We start from the raw sequence: 17,777 nt of genomic DNA, 5'->3' as shown, positions 1-17,777 counted from the left end.
TGACGACCCGTCAAGCATCGCGTTGACAAGCTACTCCATTCGCGCCTATTCTCCGGCGGCTCACAGGCCGCAGAATACTGAGAGGGGTATCTGGAGTGGGTAAGCCAACGGCGATGTACGACCTCGTCAAGACATTGACGGAAATTCCGGGACCAACCGGGCAGGAAGACCTCGTCCATGAATGGTGCGCCGATCACTGGTCGACGATCACCGACGATGTTCAGATTACCGGAGTGGGCAACGTCATCGCGCGGGTGGGCGGTCAGGGACCAAACATCATCATCCTGGCCCACGGCGATGAACTGACCTTGATGGTGACATCGATCACCGCCAACGGGCTGCTCCGCGTCTGGCCGGCCGGCAGGGATACGCGCGGACGTCCTGCCCTGCGCTATGTCCCAATCAACCAGCCGGTTCTGGTTATGTCGGACGAGGGTCCGATCGACGGCCAGCTGGTCTATGCGAGCGGCCACGTCATCAGTGCCGCTGACCAGAAAGATCATTTTGAATGGGCCGACTGGTTTGTTGATCTCGGCCTGATGACGCGCGAGCGCGTTGAGGGACTCGGCATCCGGCCCGGTAGCCGCATCGTCGTGAACTCAAAAACGCGACGCCTGGGCGATGCGATCATGGGCAAGGCGATGGACAATCGCGCCGCGCTCTCGATCGCAACATCGGTGGCTGAGCGTGCCGACATCAGCAAGTTGAAGCACACCCTCTGGGTTGGTTCGACGATTCAGGAAGAGAACGGACTGCTGGGAGCGTCGAGCATTCCGGAAATCGCCGACTTCTCCTATGCCATCAACCTGGACGTGGGCCTGTGTGGCGACGTTCCGGGGACGCGCCCGGAGACGCATCCGGCAAAGCTTGGCGGTGGTCCGATCATCGTCCATCAGGATTCATCGGGTCACTACTCGCATCGCATGACCATGGCGATGGCTGAAACAGCCGAAGTTGCCGGGATTCCCGTGCAGCATGCTGTCTTCCAGAACTATGGGAGTGATGGCGCGGAGCTCACCCGCCGGGGAATTGAGACGGTTCTGCTAACGATGCCGACCCGGTACACCCATTCTCCGAACGAGATGGTGACCGAGCCGGAGCTGGTTCAATGCGTTGATCTGATTCTCGCCTACCTGGAGCGGGAGCCGTTGCCGCCACGCTGGACCGCCAAGAAGTAGCCAGCGAGGCGAGCAATCTGCTCTCGGGAGCTTAGTCATCGGCGGCCGGGACGAAATCCAGGACCGTCGGTGACAGTTCCGGGCGCGCAGCGAACTGCTCGTGATAGAGCCGACTGTACAGGCCACCCCGCACCAGCAGCTCGTCATGCGTGCCGCGCTCGACAACCTGTCCTCCGTCGATCACCAGGATCAGATCGGCTGCCAGGATCGTTGACAGGCGGTGCGCGATGGCAATCGTCGTTCTGCTCTGCATCAACGGCTCAAGCGCCGACTGAATCAGTCGTTCAGAGCGGGTATCCAGCGCTGACGTTGCCTCATCGAGGATGAGGATGCGCGGATCCTTGAGGATCACCCGCGCGATTGCCAGGCGCTGCTTCTCGCCGCCGGAGAGTCGGTAACCGCGCTCGCCGACGACCGTGTCGTAGCCGTCTTCGAGCTCCATGATGCGATCATGAATCGCGGCAGCGCGTGCTGCGGCGATCAGTTCGTCGTCGGTCGCGTCCGGTCGACCATAGCGCAGGTTCTCGCGGATGCTTGTGTGCGACAGATGCGTTTCCTGCGTGACAGCGCCGATGATCTCACCGAGCGACGCGAGTGAAATGTCTCGCACGTCGTGGCCATCAATCGACACCGACCCGGAAGCAACATCGTAGAGACGCGGGAGCAAGTAGGTGAGTGTCGTCTTGCCAGCGCCAGATGGACCAACGAGTGCGATCAGCTGACCGGGTCGCCCTTCAAAGCTCACGCCCTGAAGCGTCCAATCGCGTTCAGCGTTCTTGGGGACGCTCGTCCCATCATCGCCAGTCCCGTAGCGGAAGAACACGTCGTCATACACGACCCGACCCTCAACCTTGTGAGGGTCAAGCACAATAGCCTGCGAGGCATCGACGATCTCCTGCTTGCGGTCAAGGTAGTCGAAGATTCGTTCGAAGAGCGCCAGGGCTCCCTGAATCTCAACCTGCACGTTCAGCAGCGCGCCGAGTGGGAAGAACAGGCGTGCCTGCAAGGTGGTGAACGCGACCAGGTCACCGATCGTCAGCACAGCGGCACTGCCCGAACCAATGATCGCGCGCCCGGCGAGCCAGTAGGCGACGGCTGGTGCGATCGAGAAGAACGTACCAATGATCATGAAATACCAGCGACCGACCATCTGCTGGTGCAGTTGGAGGCTGGCCAGTGAGTCGTTCTCGGCACCAAATCGATCGATTTCGTAGGTCTGTCGGCCAAACGTCTTGGTCAGCAATACGCCGCTAACCGACAGCGTCTCCTCAACCATCGAGCTCATGTCTGCCATCGTCCGCTGCGTCTGGGTCGACAGGCGGCGGCGAGTGCGGCCGACCTTCTGTGTCAGATAGAGCGCGATTGGCAACAGCGCAAACGACAGGAGAGTGAGCTTGCCGGAAATCAGCGACATCGCCACGACGGTCGTAAGCACGGTCGCAATGTTCGACACGATGCTCGCGGCAGTGTTGGTGAGGACACCCTGCACGCCGCCGACGTCATTAGATAGACGCGACTGAATCTCGCCGGTACGCGTTCCGGTGAAGAAGCGCAGCGACATGCCCTGCAGATGCGAGTACAACCGCATTCGCAGATCGCGCATAACGCTCTGTCCGACCCGATTGCTGAGATACGACTGTCCGACACCAACCAGGCCACCGAGAATGGGGGCCAGAATCATCAAGGCGACGAGAATGTTCAGCAAGCTCATGTCGCCGTTTGGGATGGCGTCGTCGATGATGCGTCGGAGGAGGAGTGGGTTCGCAAGTCCGATACCGGACGAGACGAGGATGGCCAGCATGATCGCGCCGACCTGAGCACGATACGGGCGGAATATCCCGATCACACGGCGCAGAATCTGCAAATCATTCTGCCGCGTGCGCGGGGTTGTGTTTTCTTCTTGCTCTGATCGTCGTCCTCCACCGGGGCGACCACCAGGCGTAGCACCAAGGTGCGCAAAATCTCTCAAGGCAGCTCCTTTCAATCATCAATGTTTCGATATCTCAATTGTATTTTCTGGAGTCGCAGAAGGTAACTCCCCATTCGAGCAGGGAGATACTCCGCCATTCTGGCAGGCGCTAGTTGCGGTCTGTTTGTCGATCGTAGGGGAAGGACATCGCCAGGCGGGTACCAGAGCCGATCACACTGTCAATCTCAAGCGTCCCACCCAGGCGCTCAGCTCGTTCGCGCATGCCGAGCACGCCAAACCTGTTGGCCGTGCGGTCCTGCTTGAGGGTCTTCAGGTCGAATCCGGGGCCGTTGTCGCGCACCTCAATGTTCAGGGTAACGTCGATATAAACAGAGATGTTGACTTCGGCATTGCGCGCGTGCTTCCGGCAGTTCGTCAGGCACTCCTGAACAAACCTGTAGATCGCAGCCTCAACCTTGTCGTCGAGCAGGGGCAAGCCCACGGGCGAGTCGATCATCACGCGCGTGTCGACTTCGTCCATATGCTGCTCAGCAAGTTGCTCAATCGCCTCAATGAGCGACAAGTGCTCCAGCGGCGCTGCACGCAGATCGCGCACTGAGCGCCGCGCCTCGTCCAGGTTGGCACGTGCCAGCGCAATCGCGCGATCGATCCGCGTACTAAGTGGCGACGACTCCACCTGCGCTCCGATGGCCTCAAGCTGGAGGATGATGCCAACTAGTCCCTGCGCAATCGTGTCGTGGATCTCGCGCGCCAGGCGGTTGCGCTCCTCAGCGACGGCAACATCCGACGCCTGCTCGAACAGCATCGCGTTCTCGATTGCGACAGCCGCGACGTTCGCAACCGTCCACAACAGCTCGGTGTCACGGCGGCGGTAGCTGTTTGGCGCATAAGACTGTGCGCTGATGCAGCCGATGACGTCGTTGCCACGCACCAGCGGGGCGACCAGCATCGACTGGACGCGCTTGGACATGTCACCATAGCGCTCCCATTTGTCGTACTCGATCACCTGCGACGCATCGAGAATTCTCGCCTTGCGCTCGCTCATCGACTCCAGGTACTCGATCGGCAGCGTGATGTTGTGACGCGGCGAGAACGTTTGGCCCAGATCGACGATGTACACGAGATCGTCGCGGCCTTCCGGCGTGCGAATCACGATCAGGAACGCATCGGCGATCATGATTCGTGCGATCTCGTGGTGAATCGAGCGATAAATCTGATTGAGATTCAGCGACGAAGAAACGACTGCTGAGACGCGGTTGATGATCTCCATCTCAGTGATCTGCGCCTGAGCTTCCTCGAACAGCCGCGCGTTCTCGATGGCGATCGCAGCGTGGTCCGCGAAGAGGCCGAGGATCTCGGCGTCTGACTCCTCGAACGCACGGTCGGAGATGTTGGAAATCGTGAGTACTCCGGTTGCTGTACCTCGGACGGTGAGCGGAACAGAGAGCAACGATCGTGTCTGTTGCCGTGATTGCGCGTACTGATCGCCGCGCGGATCGGCAGCCACATCGTTCGAAATCACCGGGCGACCGCTGCGGTAGCTCAGTCCAGCCAGCGTCGTTTCGACCGGTACAGCAGGGTTGGAGTCCTCGCTGTCCAGCTCTCCCGAAGACGCGATCAGCCGCAAGTGCTCGCCGGTCTCGTCTGCGAGTCGGAGGCGCGCCGTCGCGCCGTTCATCAGTGACGCCGCCTCGGTAACGATCGTGTGCAACGTCGATTCGACATCCAGCGAGCTGGTGACGGCAGCACCGACGCGCTGCAGAGCCAGCAGCCGCGCTCTGTTGCGCGCTTCAGCGGCAGCTTCTACCTCAAGCTTCTCGGTAATCAGGTCGATTGCGGACGCCGCGAAGCGTCGGGTGAGTGCACGCAGCGTGCGCTCGGCCTCAATCATCTGCGGCGAGTAGCGCACGTCCGGAGCGAGGCTGCGATCGAACGCATCGCTGCCGCCGATAAGACCAGCGAGAATGTCGTCGAACTCAATCCGCTGCTGGTCGATGGCCCAATCGAGATTCGAGAGGAAACGCTGCTCGGCTGATTCGATGCCGGCGGCTGCTTCGATGAGCGCGTCGATTGCTTCATCAATCCGCTCGCGCAGCATTGCCTGACTCATGCGGCGGTATGCGGGGCTTACTTCGCGTGCGACATCGCGCCAGGCGGTCGCCACAGATTCGCGGTATTGTACGAGTGGATGACTCGCGGGTACCTGCGAGTCATGTCCTGGAGTCATCACGAGGGAGAGCGTCTTTCTGCGACCAGATCGGTACGCCTCGAATCAGCTCGAATAGCACCCCAAATCACCCGTGTGGGGGACGATCATTCTACCCGATTGCGGGCGGGAATCGCATTCGGGCAACCGTTGTACCGAGGGCTATACTCGCAAAAACAGTCGATATCCCGTCATTGGTCAACTTGAGGAACAACAGTGAGTACCGCACCAGCGAAGCCAAATAAACGAGAGTTCAAGCGCCGAGTCGATCGCGCCGTCGCAGATCCGCAGCTCCGGACTGCCCTCCAGCGTGCGCTGCCGGAGTTCGGTCGCCGACGCGTGCGCGCGTTCGAGGATCAGGACTTTGCCGCCCGACGCCGTCGCGTTCGCGACCTCAAGGCCGACGCCATCGCCCGTCTGCCGGAGCTGGTCGAGCGCTTCACGCAAGAGGCAGAAGCCGTCGGCGCAATCGTCCATACAGCCGCCACCGATGCCGACGCGCGCCGCATCATCGGCGAGATCATCACGCAGCAGAATGCAAAGCTGGTGGTCAAGAGCAAGTCGATGGTGACTGAAGAGATCCAGCTCAATCCGTCGATCGAAGCGCTCGGCGTCAACGTCGTTGAGACGGATCTCGGCGAATGGATCATGCAGCTTGCCGGCGAGCACCCCTCGCACTTGATCGCCCCAGCCGTTCATAAGACCCGCGAGCAGGTAGCCGAGCTGTTCTCGAAGGAGACCGGTCAGGATCTGCCGCCTGATCCGGCGACACTCGTTGCCGTTGCGCGAGAGCGTTTGCGCCAGGCGTTCATTGATGCGGACGTTGGTATCTCCGGCGCAAACATCGCCATCGCCGATAGCGGCACGCTTGTCATCGTCACGAATGAGGGCAACGGCCGCCTCGTGACCACGCTGCCGCCCGTTCACATTGCCGTGCTCGGCATTGAGAAGATCGTGCCCTCAATGGAGGATGCAACGGCGATCCTGCAGGTTCTGCCGCGCTCCGGCACCGGTCAGAAGATCACAAGCTACGTCTCGTTCATGACCGGCCCGAGCCGTAGCGCCGACATCGAGCTGACGTTGACAACAGGCGTTCATGGGCCGAAAGAACAGCACATCATCTTGCTCGACAATGGACGATGGGCCGCGCGTGAGGACGAAGATCTTCACGAGGCGTTGCACTGCATTCGCTGCGGGGCATGCTCGAACGTCTGCCCGCCATATCAGATCGTCGGCGGACACGTCTTCGGGCACATCTACACGGGCCCAATCGGCCTCATCATGACAGCCATGCACCACGGACTGGAGAACGCCGCCGGCCCGCAGAGTCTGTGCGCATCCTGCAATGCCTGCGAGATGGTGTGCCCGGCGGAGATTCCAATCCCGCGTCTGATTTTGGACGTGCGTGAGCGCGCGACTGAAGCGTTCGGGCAACCGACGCTCAAGAACTTCGCGATTTCGCGCTGGACCGACCCAGCAAGTGGCGAGCGCTGGGCAGGACTGGCATCACGTGCGGCGTCGCTGGTGAGTAATCGCAACGGGGTCGTTAAGCACATCCCGCTCCAACCGGTGCTGACTGACGGACGTTCGCTGCTTGCACCGACGACCAAACCGTTTCGCAAGCGCTTCAATGCGGTGATGAACCAGCCGGTCCGAGAGCTGCCCAGTAGTCAGGTAAAGGGCGCGACAGTTGCCATCTTCCCCGGCTGCATGACTGACCGGATCACGCCGGGTATGGCCGAAGCGATGGTGCGTGTGCTGCGGGCGGCAGGTTGCACCGTCACGTTCCCACCCGATCAGCATTGCTGTGGCCTCGTGGCGCTGAATTCCGGTGACCGCGTGCATGGGCGCGAGATGGCCGAGCAGACCATCCGCATGCTTGAATCGACCAAGGCAGACTGGATCGTGACCAACAGTACAAGTTGCCTCGGGGCGATGCTACAGGACTATCAGCACCTCTTCCGGCACGACACCGAGTGGCGCGAGCGTGCCGCGAAACAGGCCGCACGCCTTATCGATGTCACGACATTTATTGATGAGCATGCGCAGATCGCCAGCAGTGACTTCCCGCCGAATCCTGACGCTCCGACCGTCACCTACCACGACGCTTGCCAGTCGCATAACGCACTTGGTCTGGGCGACGGGGCGCGCCGACTGATGACTGATGTGCTGGGCCTGGAGCTGCGCGAGATGGAGGATTCGAGCGTCTGCTGCGGATTCGGCGGCTCATTCTCGATGGACTATCCGAATGTGTCCAGCGCGATCCTGGCCAAGAAGATCAACAACATCACTGCTACCGGCGCGCAGGTTGTTGTCTCCGACAATCCGGGATGCCTCATGCAGATACAGGGCGGGCTGGCCAGTCGTGACCAGCCCATCCGGGTATTGCATGTGATCGAGCTGCTTGCCGAGCGTCTTTAGCTCGCGGTCACGACCGGCGGTCGACGCTTCCAGACTTCAGTGGCCTGCTCAAACGCGCGGGCCAGCTGCAGCACGCCAAAATCGTCGTGCCAGCGCCCGACGATCTGGATGCCAACAGGCAGGCCGTCGCTGGTGAAGCCGCACGGAACCGAGATCGCCGGTAGCCCGGTGAGCGTAATGTAGTACGCCGACTTCATCCAGTCGATGTACGTCTCCATTTCGACTCCGTCGATCACCGTCGGATACTCAGTTCCGACATCGAACGGCGGCACCTGATTGACAACGCAAACCAGAAACTCGTGCGTCTCCAGGTACTCCTGTATACGCGCGTAGAGTTGCGATCGCAGCACTTCGGCGCGGTTGATCTCGTCCGGCGTCAGCGCGAGGCCCTTCTCGGTATTCCAGATGACCGTGTCCTTGACCATGTCGCGATGGTTCTTTAGCTTTTCGGCGTGCGACATCGCGAAGCTCAGTGCCCGTAACGTCTGGAACGCTTCGTTCGCTCCGCTGAAATCCGGGCTGGCGTCATCGATCTCGCAGCCGATATCGCCAAACACACTGCGGCCTCCGGCGACGACTTCGCGCACACGCGGGTCGAGCGGCAGGCCGCCAAGGTCGGGCGACCAGCCAATGCGTACGCCCTTGAAGTCACGATCCAGTGCCTGCGCGAAGGTGCTGCCCGGTGTATCAATCGAGATCGGCGATCGCGGATCTGGCCCGGCAATCGTGCTGAGGAACAGCGCGACATCGTCAACCGTCCGCGCCATCGGCCCCTTGACGCCTAGATTCGACCAGGCGCTCATCGAGGGCACAACCGGCACCCGGCCAGGCGAGCCACGGAATCCGACGACATTGTTGAAATTGCCGGGGTTACGCAGCGATCCGCCCATGTCGCTGCCGTCTGCAATCGGGATCATCCCGCAGGCGAGCGCTGCACCTGCGCCGCCGCTCGACCCGCCGCATGTCTTCGTCGTGTCGTACGGATTCAGCGTCGCGCCAAACACCGGGTTGAACGAGTGCGAGCCAGCGCCAAATTCGGGAACGTTCGTCTTCCCGATCGTCAACGCGCCTGCTTGCTTGATGCGCTGAATGAGCAGCGTATCGTGCGTCGGCACGTTGTCGCGGAAGATCGGCGACCCGAAGGTCGTGCGAATCCCAGCGGTCTCCTCCAGATCCTTGTGCGCGACAGGAAGCCCATGCAGCGGTCCAACTTCAGCACCCGAGGCAAGTTGCTGATCCGCGTCACGCGCCTTGGCGAGCGCTTCCTCGCCGTCGATCAACGTGACAATCGCGTTGACCTTCGGGTTCACCCGCTCGATCTGCGCCAGATGCGCCTGCATCACTTCGACTGCGGATAGCTCGCGCTCCCGAATCCGACGAGCGAGATCAACCGCCGTCGAAAAGCAGATGTCGTTCTGACTCACCAGTCCGCCCTCCCCACTGAACGTCGCTGGCGCGCACGAACGCGCCACGGCACAGAGCGTATCGTCGCTGCGAACGGCACGATACGCAAGTGCAAGCGAATCTCAATGATGCTGTTTGAATATAGATTAGTGTCGGCAGGCGGCGCAGATGCCGAAGACCTCAAGCCAGTGACCGGAGATCTCGAAGTCGGTGCGCGCGCCGAGCGCCTCGAGCATGGGAGCGACGGTGCACTCGTCAAACTCGACGACGGCTCCGCAGTCGGAGCAAATCAGATGATGCCGATGGCCGCCGTCGCCTTTGACGCGGACATAGCTGTGACATCCGTCCGGCCGGTGCAGTCGATCGAGAAGACCACTTCGCACCAGCACGTCCAGTGTTCGGAAGACAGTCGCCCGCCCGACAGACTGACCATCTGACGCCAGGCTGCTCAGCAAATCGTCAGCGGTGAAGGCACCTGCGGTCGCATGGACAGCCTCAACAACTGCTCGCCGCGGGGCTGTGACCCTGTATCCCGATTCCTGTAAGATGCTCAGTGCTTGATTGATTGTACTCATCTGAACGTGATCCGATAACCGATAACTCCGTATGGCCAGTGTAACATGCGGCGGATTTCGGAACTCGGCTCGTGGGGGAACTGCATGCCGCTCGACACGGAAGTTACTGATTCAATCACGAGTCAGGAGCCGGAAACTCTGCCAAAGCCTCACAGGATCGCTGCCCTCGGTAACCCGCAGTTTCGGCACTTCTGGCTCGCCATCACACTGGCACTCACCGGGCTGTGGATCCGTATCACGGTCCAGGGCTATCTTGTCTATGACATGACCAGTGACAAGTTCCTGCTGGGGCTCGTCGGCTTTCTCAGTGCTATACCGGTCCTGATTCTGTCGCCGATCGTTGGGGTCGTTGTCGATCGATTTGATCGACGCAAGGTGCTCTTTGCCACGCAGGCATTCATCGCTCTGAACCTGTTCGCGCTGGCCACGCTGGATGCGCTGGGCATTTTGACGGTCAACCACATCCTGATCATTGCGACGCTCGCAGGAGCAGCGTCGGCGTTCGACTGGCCCGCCCGCTTGTCGATCGTGCCGAATCTCGTCACGCAGCACGAACTCCAGAGTGCCATTGCGCTAAATTCTGCTGCGTTCAATGGCGCGCGAATTATGGGGCCGGTCATCGGCGGGACGCTGATCGCAATCATTGGTACTGCGGCCTGTTTCTATCTGTCGGCGTTCGCGTTCATTCCGTCAATGGTTGTCCTGCTCACGCTCAGCATCGACCGGGTGCTACCAAGCGGTGTGCGAACCTCGGCGATCCGCACGATCACCGACGGCTATTCCTATATCTGGAGCTACCCGACTCTTCGGAGCCTTTTGTCGGTCGACCTGATACCGGTCATCTTCGGCATGTCGTTCTTTGCCCTGCTGCCGGCTCTCGCCCGCGATGTGTACGGGCGCGGCTCCGAGGGCCTCGGATTTCTGTATGCTGCTGACGGAGCCGGAGCGTTCCTCGGCGTGATGCTGGTGGCGACCCTGGCGTCGCTCCGCCGTCGCGGACTGCTGGTGATTATCTTCGTCTTTCTCTTCGCCGTGTTCCAGATTATCTTCTCGTTCGCGCCGACGCTGGCCATCGGCATGATGCTGATATTCGGCATGGGTCTGGTCAGCGCGATCTACGGCACGCTGGCCGACACACTCATCCAGACAATCGTGCATGATGAGTATCGCGGCAGGGTCATGGCTGTCTACTCCACATTTTGGGGGCTCACTCCGATCGGCTATTTGCAGATCGGCATCGTCGCCGAGAAATGGGGGACGCAGCGCGCGATTCTGGTGAACGCCTGTGTCGTGCTCATCTACGTGCTCGGACTGATCAAGTGGAATCCGGAAGTCAGGCGGCTCGACTAGGTGCGGGAGGTTCTGTGACTCGCTGGATCACTGGCATGCGCAACACGATCGCAGCGACGCGACCGCCGCAACCGGATCGCAGCCAGCCTGTCAACCACCGAGCGCGCGAACGAACAGCTACGCTCGGAGATGTCTCCCAAATAGCGCATTGGCTGCCTGACGCGCTCAACCTCAACGGCCCAGCGGTGCTGTTAATCGATGAACGAGAAACGTCGCGACCGCCAGACGGCATTGTCGCCACCATCGCCAACGTAGTCGACGCATCGATCCTGCCCAGCGCGAACACATCTGGCTGGGTTCGTCTGACAGATCTCGCCGGCGCTTCGCTGACTTCCGCCGACATGCGTGCCGACGCGGCGAGCACCCCGGAAATCCTTATGGTGAGCAGGCCGCACGAACGTTCCGGCGCGGCGCATGCGGCAGATGCGCTGTTCCATCCCAATACACGATTGCGAGCCGCCGCGCTCCCGCAGGACGGTTCCGTCGAGCTGACCGCCTGGGCAGCGCCGACCTGGGTCATCGTGATCCAAAGTCCGCAGACATCGATCGCCTGCGTCACACAGAGCGCTGTCCTTGCTGAATTGCTCGCTCTCGGCGCGTATCGCCTCACGGAAAAGTCGCACTCGATCGAGGCAGTTTCGCCGTGGGAGGAGCCGACTGTTCAGCGGTTGTTCGAGTTGGAGATTGAAAGCGGCGGTCACCGCACGTCGCTGCAAATCGACGCTTCGCTGGCACGAGAACGAGCGTGGGTCGACAGGCTGGCGGAGACCATCGGCGCGGAGGTTTCCGCAGAGTGAACGCGAGGATACGCCATGTCAGATGACACAAGCGCGATGGGAAGACGCGCGCAGCCATCGCGCGAAAGCGTGCTCGCGACCGGTCGAGTCCAGATAAACGACGACCCGCTGGCGAAGATACATCTCGGGCGGCTCCGCGATCGCGCGACGAAGTCCCTGGAGTTTGGCCAAGCCGGAGAGGTCCTCGCCGCGCACACGCTGTGGATGGCGCTATCCGAACTGCGGCTGCAGCACGAATCAGTGGCCGGATTTGACGGCTCGCCGATCGACATCGCTCGTCCGGCAGAGCGCATCGCTGGCGTCGTCATCCTGCGCGCCGGGATGCTCTTCTCGGCCCCATTCCGGTCACTGCTGCCGGATGCACCGCTCTACCAGGTCGGGATTCGGCGGAATGAGGAGACGCTGGCACCGGCGATCTACACGTCCAACCTGCCGCACAAGTCCGGCTGGGCCGATCGGGTCGTTGTGCTCGATCCGATGGTGGCGACTGGCGGATCGACTGCGCGAGTGATTGCCGAAGTACGGCGATCGTTTGAAGGGCGAATCGACGTAGTCGCCCTCGTCACGGCACCTCTCGGTGCAATGACCGTTCTACAAGCCGACGACGGGGTGCAGATCGTGACCGCTGCGCTCGACGACAGGCTCAACGACAGCGGCTACATTCTGCCCGGTCTCGGCGATGCGGGCGACCGATTATTCGGTACGTAGCACCGCGACCGACATGCAAAAGAAAACCCGACCGACGGATTGCTCCGTCGGTCGGGCTGTTACGCTCAACGATTGGTCGCTACTGGGCGATCTCGTCAGCGAATTCCTTCTCGGCCGCTGTCAGCGACTCATCGACGATGGTGATCATGCGATCAATCTCGTCGGTCGTGATGACGAACGGCGGCGCGAAGTGAATGGTGTCCCAGGCGCGGGTCAGCAGTCCCTTGTCATCGAAGTGCTCGGAGACTCGCTTCATGAACTTCGAGTCCTTGCCGAACTTCTCCTTGGTTTCCTTGTTCTTGACAACTTCGATGCCGCACATCAGACCGAGTCCGCGAACCTGACCAACAGTCGGGTGGACGAGAAGCTCCTCAAGCTGCTTCTTCAGGTACTCGCCCTTGTCAGCCGATTGCTGAACCAGATTCTCGCGCTTAAAGATGTCGATGTTGGCGAGCGCTGCGACGCAGGCAACCGACTGGCCACCGAAGGTCAGCAGGTGACCGAGGGCGACATCGCCCTTCTCCTTGAAGCCGTCGAAGACCGAGTCACGAACTGCCACGCCAGCGACCGGCGCATAACCCGACGAGAGACCCTTGGCCATCGTGACCATGTCAGGAACGACATCATAGTGCTCGATCGTGAAGTACTTGCCCGAGCGGCCCCAACCGTTGATGACCTCGTCGGCGATCAGAAGAACACCGTGCTTGTCGCAGATCTCCCGCAGCCGCTGCCAGTAAGCCTTTGACGGAACCTGAACACCGTTGGCGGTCGAGATCGGCTCGGCAATGATCGCCGCGACGGTCTCGGGGCCCTGGTATTCGATCTCGGCCTCGAACGCGTTGGCACAGGCGATGTCGTCCGCCTCACCGGACAGGCCGGGGAACTGCGGGCGATAGTTGTTCGGCGACTGCACATGGTACACGCCGTGCATGAACGGACCGAAATAGGTCTCGTTGCGTGCCGAGGTGAGGCTCATCGCGCCGTAGGTCATGCCGTGGTACGAACCGCGGCGGGCAATGATCTTGTAGCGCTTCGGGAATCCGCGCATCACCTGGACCTGCTTGGCGATCTTCATCGCCGACTCGACGGCCTCAGAGCCACCGGAGCAGAAGAACAGACGATTGAGATCACCCGGCAAAATCTCAGCGATCGTCTCTGCGAGCGCGACAGCCGGAACCGTCGTGTAGTTGGCGGCTGAAACGTAGGCGACCTTCGCAGCCTGCTCGGCCATAGCCTGGCCGATCTCGGCGCGACCGTGTCCCGCGTTCACCACCCACAGACCGGCGATGCCGTCGATATATTCCTTGCCATCGACATCGTAGAGGAGGGCGCCGTTGCCGTGATCGAAGACCTTCATACCCTTCTGGGTCGCCAGCTCCTGCCAGTTGGCTGAGTGGATCCAGACGTGCTCAAGTGCGCTCTGCGCGTACTCTTCGGCCGTCTTCGGTTTGCCGCCCACCGGACTCTGTACCATGCCCGACTCCTTGCGTATCCGGCGATACATGCGCAAAAGCCGCGTACGTACTTTGCAGTCGCACATGAAACGCCATCTGAATCTCTTCTGTTGGCCAGTATAGCACTACATGACGCGGAAGTCGCCTGCTGCAGGAGCATTTCGGTAACAATCAGGCATGATGACTGCCGAATCGGCAATATCGAGTTGTAGCCGACAGAAAGGACAGATGCGACCCCGGCCTTAATCAAACCGATGCTACAATGCGCCATCTGATGAAGACCGTAACGCAAAGTTGGGGAGGCAACGCGGTGGCGCACAAGGTGCTGGTCCTGTCCCGCAAGTTCCGCGAAGGGAATAGCGAGTTCCTGCAAGAGTTTCTGTCGAGGCGGAACTGCGAAATGATCGATGCGGAAATGCAGTATCCCATCGATCAGGAGCAACTGTGTCGCCTTGCCGCCGACGCAGAGGGCATTATCACCGGCCTGGAGTGGATCTCGCCGCGTGTCATGGAAGCCGCGCCGAACCTCAAGGTAGTCAGTGCCGGCGGCGTTGGCTACGATCACATTGACGTCGAAGAAGCGAATCGACGCGGCATCGCGGTCGCGATTTGCGCAGGGTGCAACAACCATTCCGTGTCTGAGCTTGCCTTCGGAATGATGGTCAATCTCGCGCGGAACGTCCTTGTTGTCGATCAATCGATCCGCGACGGCGAGTGGTTCCCTTACGATCGTATTCCGACCGACGCTAACACCGAGCTGTGGGGCAAGACGATCGGAATCGTCGGCCTCGGCCGCGTCGGCAAGTCGACGGCGCTGCTCGCCAAGGCGTTCGGTATGCGCGTGCTGGCGGCCGATATCGCGTGGGATCTGACGTTCGCCAACGAGCACGGCATCTCATACATGTCGTTCGATGAGGTGCTGAAGCGTTCTGATTACGTGACGCTGCACTGCCCGCTTGACGATCACACACGCGACCTGATCGACGAGCGCGCGATCGATCTGATGAAGCCGTCGGCGTTCCTCATCAATACGGCGCGCGGCCCGATCGTTAAGGAATCGGCGCTGGTTGGTGCGTTAGCATCAGGCAGGATCGCCGGTGCTGGGCTGGATGTCTTCCAGTTCGAGCCGCATCCGGACAACCCGTACACCGAGTTCTCCAACGTTGTGCTGACACCACATATCGGCGGGACGACGAAAGAAGCATTTGATCGGGCGCTCTACTTGGCGCTCGTCAACGTGACCAACGTCCTCAACGGCGACCCGCCGCACTGCCAGGTTAACCCGGAGGTCACGACCTATCGCGAGTTGGCCGCGCACCGTGAACGTCGCGTCATCCCACCGCCATCCTCAGCGGTGTAACCGCGCGAATTCTGGCGGGCAGCGGATTAAACCGCTGCCCGTTCGCGCTTCTCCATGATGTTGGTGGAATGGCCCGGATCAAGCCGCATCGACGGGTTGATAAAGGTCGCGCAATGGTTCACAGCCGTGATCGCTTCGGCCACGCCGGTCGCGATCAGTTTGAACTTGGCCTGATACGTCACGACGTCACCGCAGCCGTACACGCCGTCGATGTTGGTGGCCATCGTGATCGGATCGACTCGGATCGTGTTGCGCTGGACCTCCAGCCCCCAGGTCTTGAGCGGGCCAAGGTCGGCGAGGAAGCCGATCGCGACGATGAGCTCGTTCGCATCGACCGTCTGCTCGTGACCTTCCTTGAGGTGATGGAACGTCACCGACTCCAGACGATCTGAACCATGGACCTCTTTGACAGCGTAGTCGGGGTAATGCAGTTGCACGCCACCGATTTCCATCTGCGAGATCGCGTGCTCGTGGGCGCGGAACTTCGATCGGTGGACGAGGCGAACTGAGCGCGCGAGCGGCGCGAGGGTGTTTGCCCAGTCGACAGCAGAGTCACCGCCGCCGACAATCAACACATCTCGATCGCGGAAGTCCTCGATGCGCTTGGCGAAATAGTGGACGCCGCCGCCACCCTCAAACCGCTCGATGCCGGGAACGTCGAGGCGCTTGGGCTCGAACGCGCCGATGCCCGCCGAAATGATGATCGTCCGGCTGTAATGGGTTCCGGTCGTTGTCTCCAGCACGAAGATGCCGTCCTCGGTTCGCGTCACTGACTGCACTGCGGTCTTGACCACGAACTCGCACCCCATGTTGGCTGCCTGCTCGACCGCAGCAGCCACGTAGTCCTTGGCGAGGACGCGGGGGAACCCGGCAATGTCGTAGATGTACTTCTCTGGATAGATCGCCGTGAGCGCACCACCAAGCTCTTCGAGGGCCTCGATCACCTTGGTCCGCATCCCGCGCATACATCCATAGAACCCGGCGAAGAGACCGACCGGCCCCCCACCAATCACGATGATGTCGTAAATCTGATCTTCTTCTATCGGCACGCTGATATATCCTTATGTCGTGTGACGCCATCAGGTAAAGCCGTCAATGCGATGAATCCGCTGAATCCTCAGCGTCAATCAGCATCGGCAACCAAAGTATACCGACGAGACGTGGCGCTCCTATGCGAAGAACGTCGCAACAGTTATGTCGCCGTCTTGGGAGCGAGGTTGCTCTCGTTTGCATAGCGGATCGCCGTCGGCAGATCGAGCCGATACAGCGCCAAACGTGCGACGGTGAGCGCCCCATAATCCTCAACTGATACAGATTCGGGATTGTCGTAGAGGGCACCAAAGCCAAGCGCGACGTTTTGCGCGACGTTCCACCAGGTCGGGCCATCGACACCGTCAACAACGGCTGTGGCATAGGGCTGCAAATAGGCGTGCCACGCTTCTTCGAGCTGTTGCCAGTCGACGCCGAGCACCTGCTCCGGAACCCGGGTGCGATACAGCTCAGAATACGCCTCAACGCCGTATGTATCGACCACAAAGCGCGAGAAGGAACCGGCTGCGTCGTACTCCAGTCGACGCCGCACTCGGCCCTCATAGGTCGCATCATCGCGGAGGAACTCGAGCGTTGGCAGCACACCGGCCTGGTAGGCCCAGGCGGCGGACTGAATCGACGTGATGTATCCGGACGCCTGCACGTCATCATCCATGAGGTAGGTGGCGAAACCCTCAGCGAAGAAGAGGCTATTCGGCAGAGCGATATGGTTGCCGGCGATGACGTGCGCGATCTCGTGCGTGATGAGTCCCTGCATCTCATCCATCGCAACACTGCCATCCTGCAGGATGAAGATCTGGTGCAAATCGGAGGCCGCAAACCCCTGGCAGCCACGGCAGTCGTCGTTGAACATCTGGTCTGCCAGATAGACCGTCAGCGGCGATGTGTCATCGGTCCCGAGGAACGCATTGACTTTGGCAGTGCCATGCTCAGCCATCGCCGCGATGTTCTGTGCAAGCGATGGATCGAACGCTCCGGGCCTCCATGCGACAGTGACATTTCCGAACGTGTAGGTCTCGCCGTAATACTCCTGCACGAACCCAAGCGGGCCAATCGGCGACATGAGGTTCGGTTGCGCTACTGTTGGCAGCGGCACATTCTCGGCGACAGAACTCTGCTCAGGCGCGAGCGTCGCTACAGTTGCTGCGTCCGCGGTCTCAGCTCCCTCGGCGCTGCCCTGCGTGCCGCTATTGCCATCTTCGGCACTCGCCGTGGCCAGCGCGGCGACCGGGTTACCCTGATTGTCAGGCGTGTTCGTATCTCGAGGGAGGAGTGCATACAATCCGGCGAGAACAACGAGCGAGCCGATGATGACGACCATGATGACAAAACCACGCACGTTTG

The 17,777-nt window shown here is 60.9% G+C and carries 13 protein-coding genes; 7 read left to right on the top strand and 6 right to left on the bottom strand.

All coding sequences use genetic code 11. The features are described 5' to 3' along the window. Positions 1–95: 95 nt before the first annotated feature. On the top strand, positions 96–1,178 hold the full coding sequence (locus tag M9890_06310) for a M42 family peptidase (protein MCO5176568.1): 1,083 nt from the start codon (positions 96–98) through the stop codon (positions 1,176–1,178). A gap of 31 nt (positions 1,179–1,209) precedes the next feature. Here M9890_06310 and M9890_06305 read toward each other — a convergent pair whose 3' ends face one another. Both M9890_06305 and M9890_06300 read right to left on the bottom strand, forming a co-directional pair. Next, the gene (locus tag M9890_06305; protein MCO5176567.1) at positions 1,210–3,042 is read right to left on the bottom strand and encodes an ABC transporter ATP-binding protein/permease; all 1,833 of its coding nucleotides are present in this window, start codon (positions 3,040–3,042) and stop codon (positions 1,210–1,212) included. Positions 3,043–3,256: 214 nt separating this feature from the next. Further along, a complete protein-coding gene (locus M9890_06300; protein ID MCO5176566.1) occupies positions 3,257–5,218 on the bottom strand; it encodes a GAF domain-containing sensor histidine kinase in 1,962 nt (653 codons plus the stop codon). Between the two features lie 312 nt (positions 5,219–5,530). Between M9890_06300 and M9890_06295 the strand changes: the two genes are divergently transcribed. Beyond that, a complete protein-coding gene (locus M9890_06295; GenBank protein MCO5176565.1) occupies positions 5,531–7,735 on the top strand; it encodes an LUD domain-containing protein in 2,205 nt (734 codons plus the stop codon). Here M9890_06295 and M9890_06290 read toward each other — a convergent pair. Next, the gene (locus M9890_06290) at positions 7,732–9,159 is read right to left on the bottom strand and encodes an amidase (protein ID MCO5176564.1); all 1,428 of its coding nucleotides are present in this window, start codon (positions 9,157–9,159) and stop codon (positions 7,732–7,734) included. The two genes, M9890_06295 and M9890_06290, sit on opposite strands and share 4 nt — an antisense overlap. Before the next feature lie 108 nt (positions 9,160–9,267). On the opposite strand from M9890_06290, the gene M9890_06285 reads away from it, so the two are divergent. The 4 genes from M9890_06285 (at position 9,268) to upp (ending at position 12,569) form a co-directional block, all read left to right on the top strand. Next, positions 9,268–9,576, top strand: coding sequence for a hypothetical protein (locus M9890_06285; GenBank protein ID MCO5176563.1), 309 nt, complete (start codon positions 9,268–9,270; stop codon positions 9,574–9,576). 222 nt (positions 9,577–9,798) lie between these two features. Continuing rightward, positions 9,799–11,064 (top strand): MFS transporter, encoded by a 1,266-nt coding sequence (locus M9890_06280; GenBank protein ID MCO5176562.1) that lies wholly within the window; start codon positions 9,799–9,801, stop codon positions 11,062–11,064. A 35-nt stretch (positions 11,065–11,099) separates the two neighbouring features. Beyond that, entirely contained in the window at positions 11,100–11,861 is a 762-nt protein-coding gene (locus M9890_06275) for a hypothetical protein (protein MCO5176561.1), read from the top strand. A 15-nt stretch (positions 11,862–11,876) separates the two neighbouring features. Beyond that, on the top strand, positions 11,877–12,569 hold the full coding sequence (gene upp, locus M9890_06270; protein MCO5176560.1) for a uracil phosphoribosyltransferase: 693 nt from the start codon (positions 11,877–11,879) through the stop codon (positions 12,567–12,569). A 79-nt stretch (positions 12,570–12,648) separates the two neighbouring features. Here the strand turns inward: upp and M9890_06265 are convergent, their stop codons facing one another. Then, complete coding sequence (locus M9890_06265) at positions 12,649–14,043, bottom strand: aspartate aminotransferase family protein (GenBank protein MCO5176559.1); 1,395 nt, start codon at positions 14,041–14,043, stop codon at positions 12,649–12,651. A gap of 290 nt (positions 14,044–14,333) precedes the next feature. Between M9890_06265 and M9890_06260 the strand changes: the two genes are divergently transcribed. After that, positions 14,334–15,383, top strand: a complete 1,050-nt coding sequence (locus M9890_06260; GenBank protein MCO5176558.1) for a phosphoglycerate dehydrogenase — start codon at positions 14,334–14,336, stop codon at positions 15,381–15,383. Between the two features lie 26 nt (positions 15,384–15,409). Here M9890_06260 and M9890_06255 read toward each other — a convergent pair whose 3' ends face one another. Continuing rightward, complete coding sequence (locus M9890_06255) at positions 15,410–16,432, bottom strand: NAD(P)/FAD-dependent oxidoreductase (protein ID MCO5176557.1); 1,023 nt, start codon at positions 16,430–16,432, stop codon at positions 15,410–15,412. 143 nt (positions 16,433–16,575) lie between these two features. Further along, the coding region (locus tag M9890_06250; protein ID MCO5176556.1) for a hypothetical protein at positions 16,576–17,777 on the bottom strand (1,202 nt) is incomplete at its 5' end.

It is taken from the genome of Thermomicrobiales bacterium, assembly GCA_023954495.1.
GTDB lineage: Bacteria > Chloroflexota > Chloroflexia > Thermomicrobiales > CFX8 > JAMLIA01.
The sequence above is the reverse complement of the archived record's forward strand: the minus strand, read 5'-3'. Positions and strand labels throughout refer to the sequence as shown.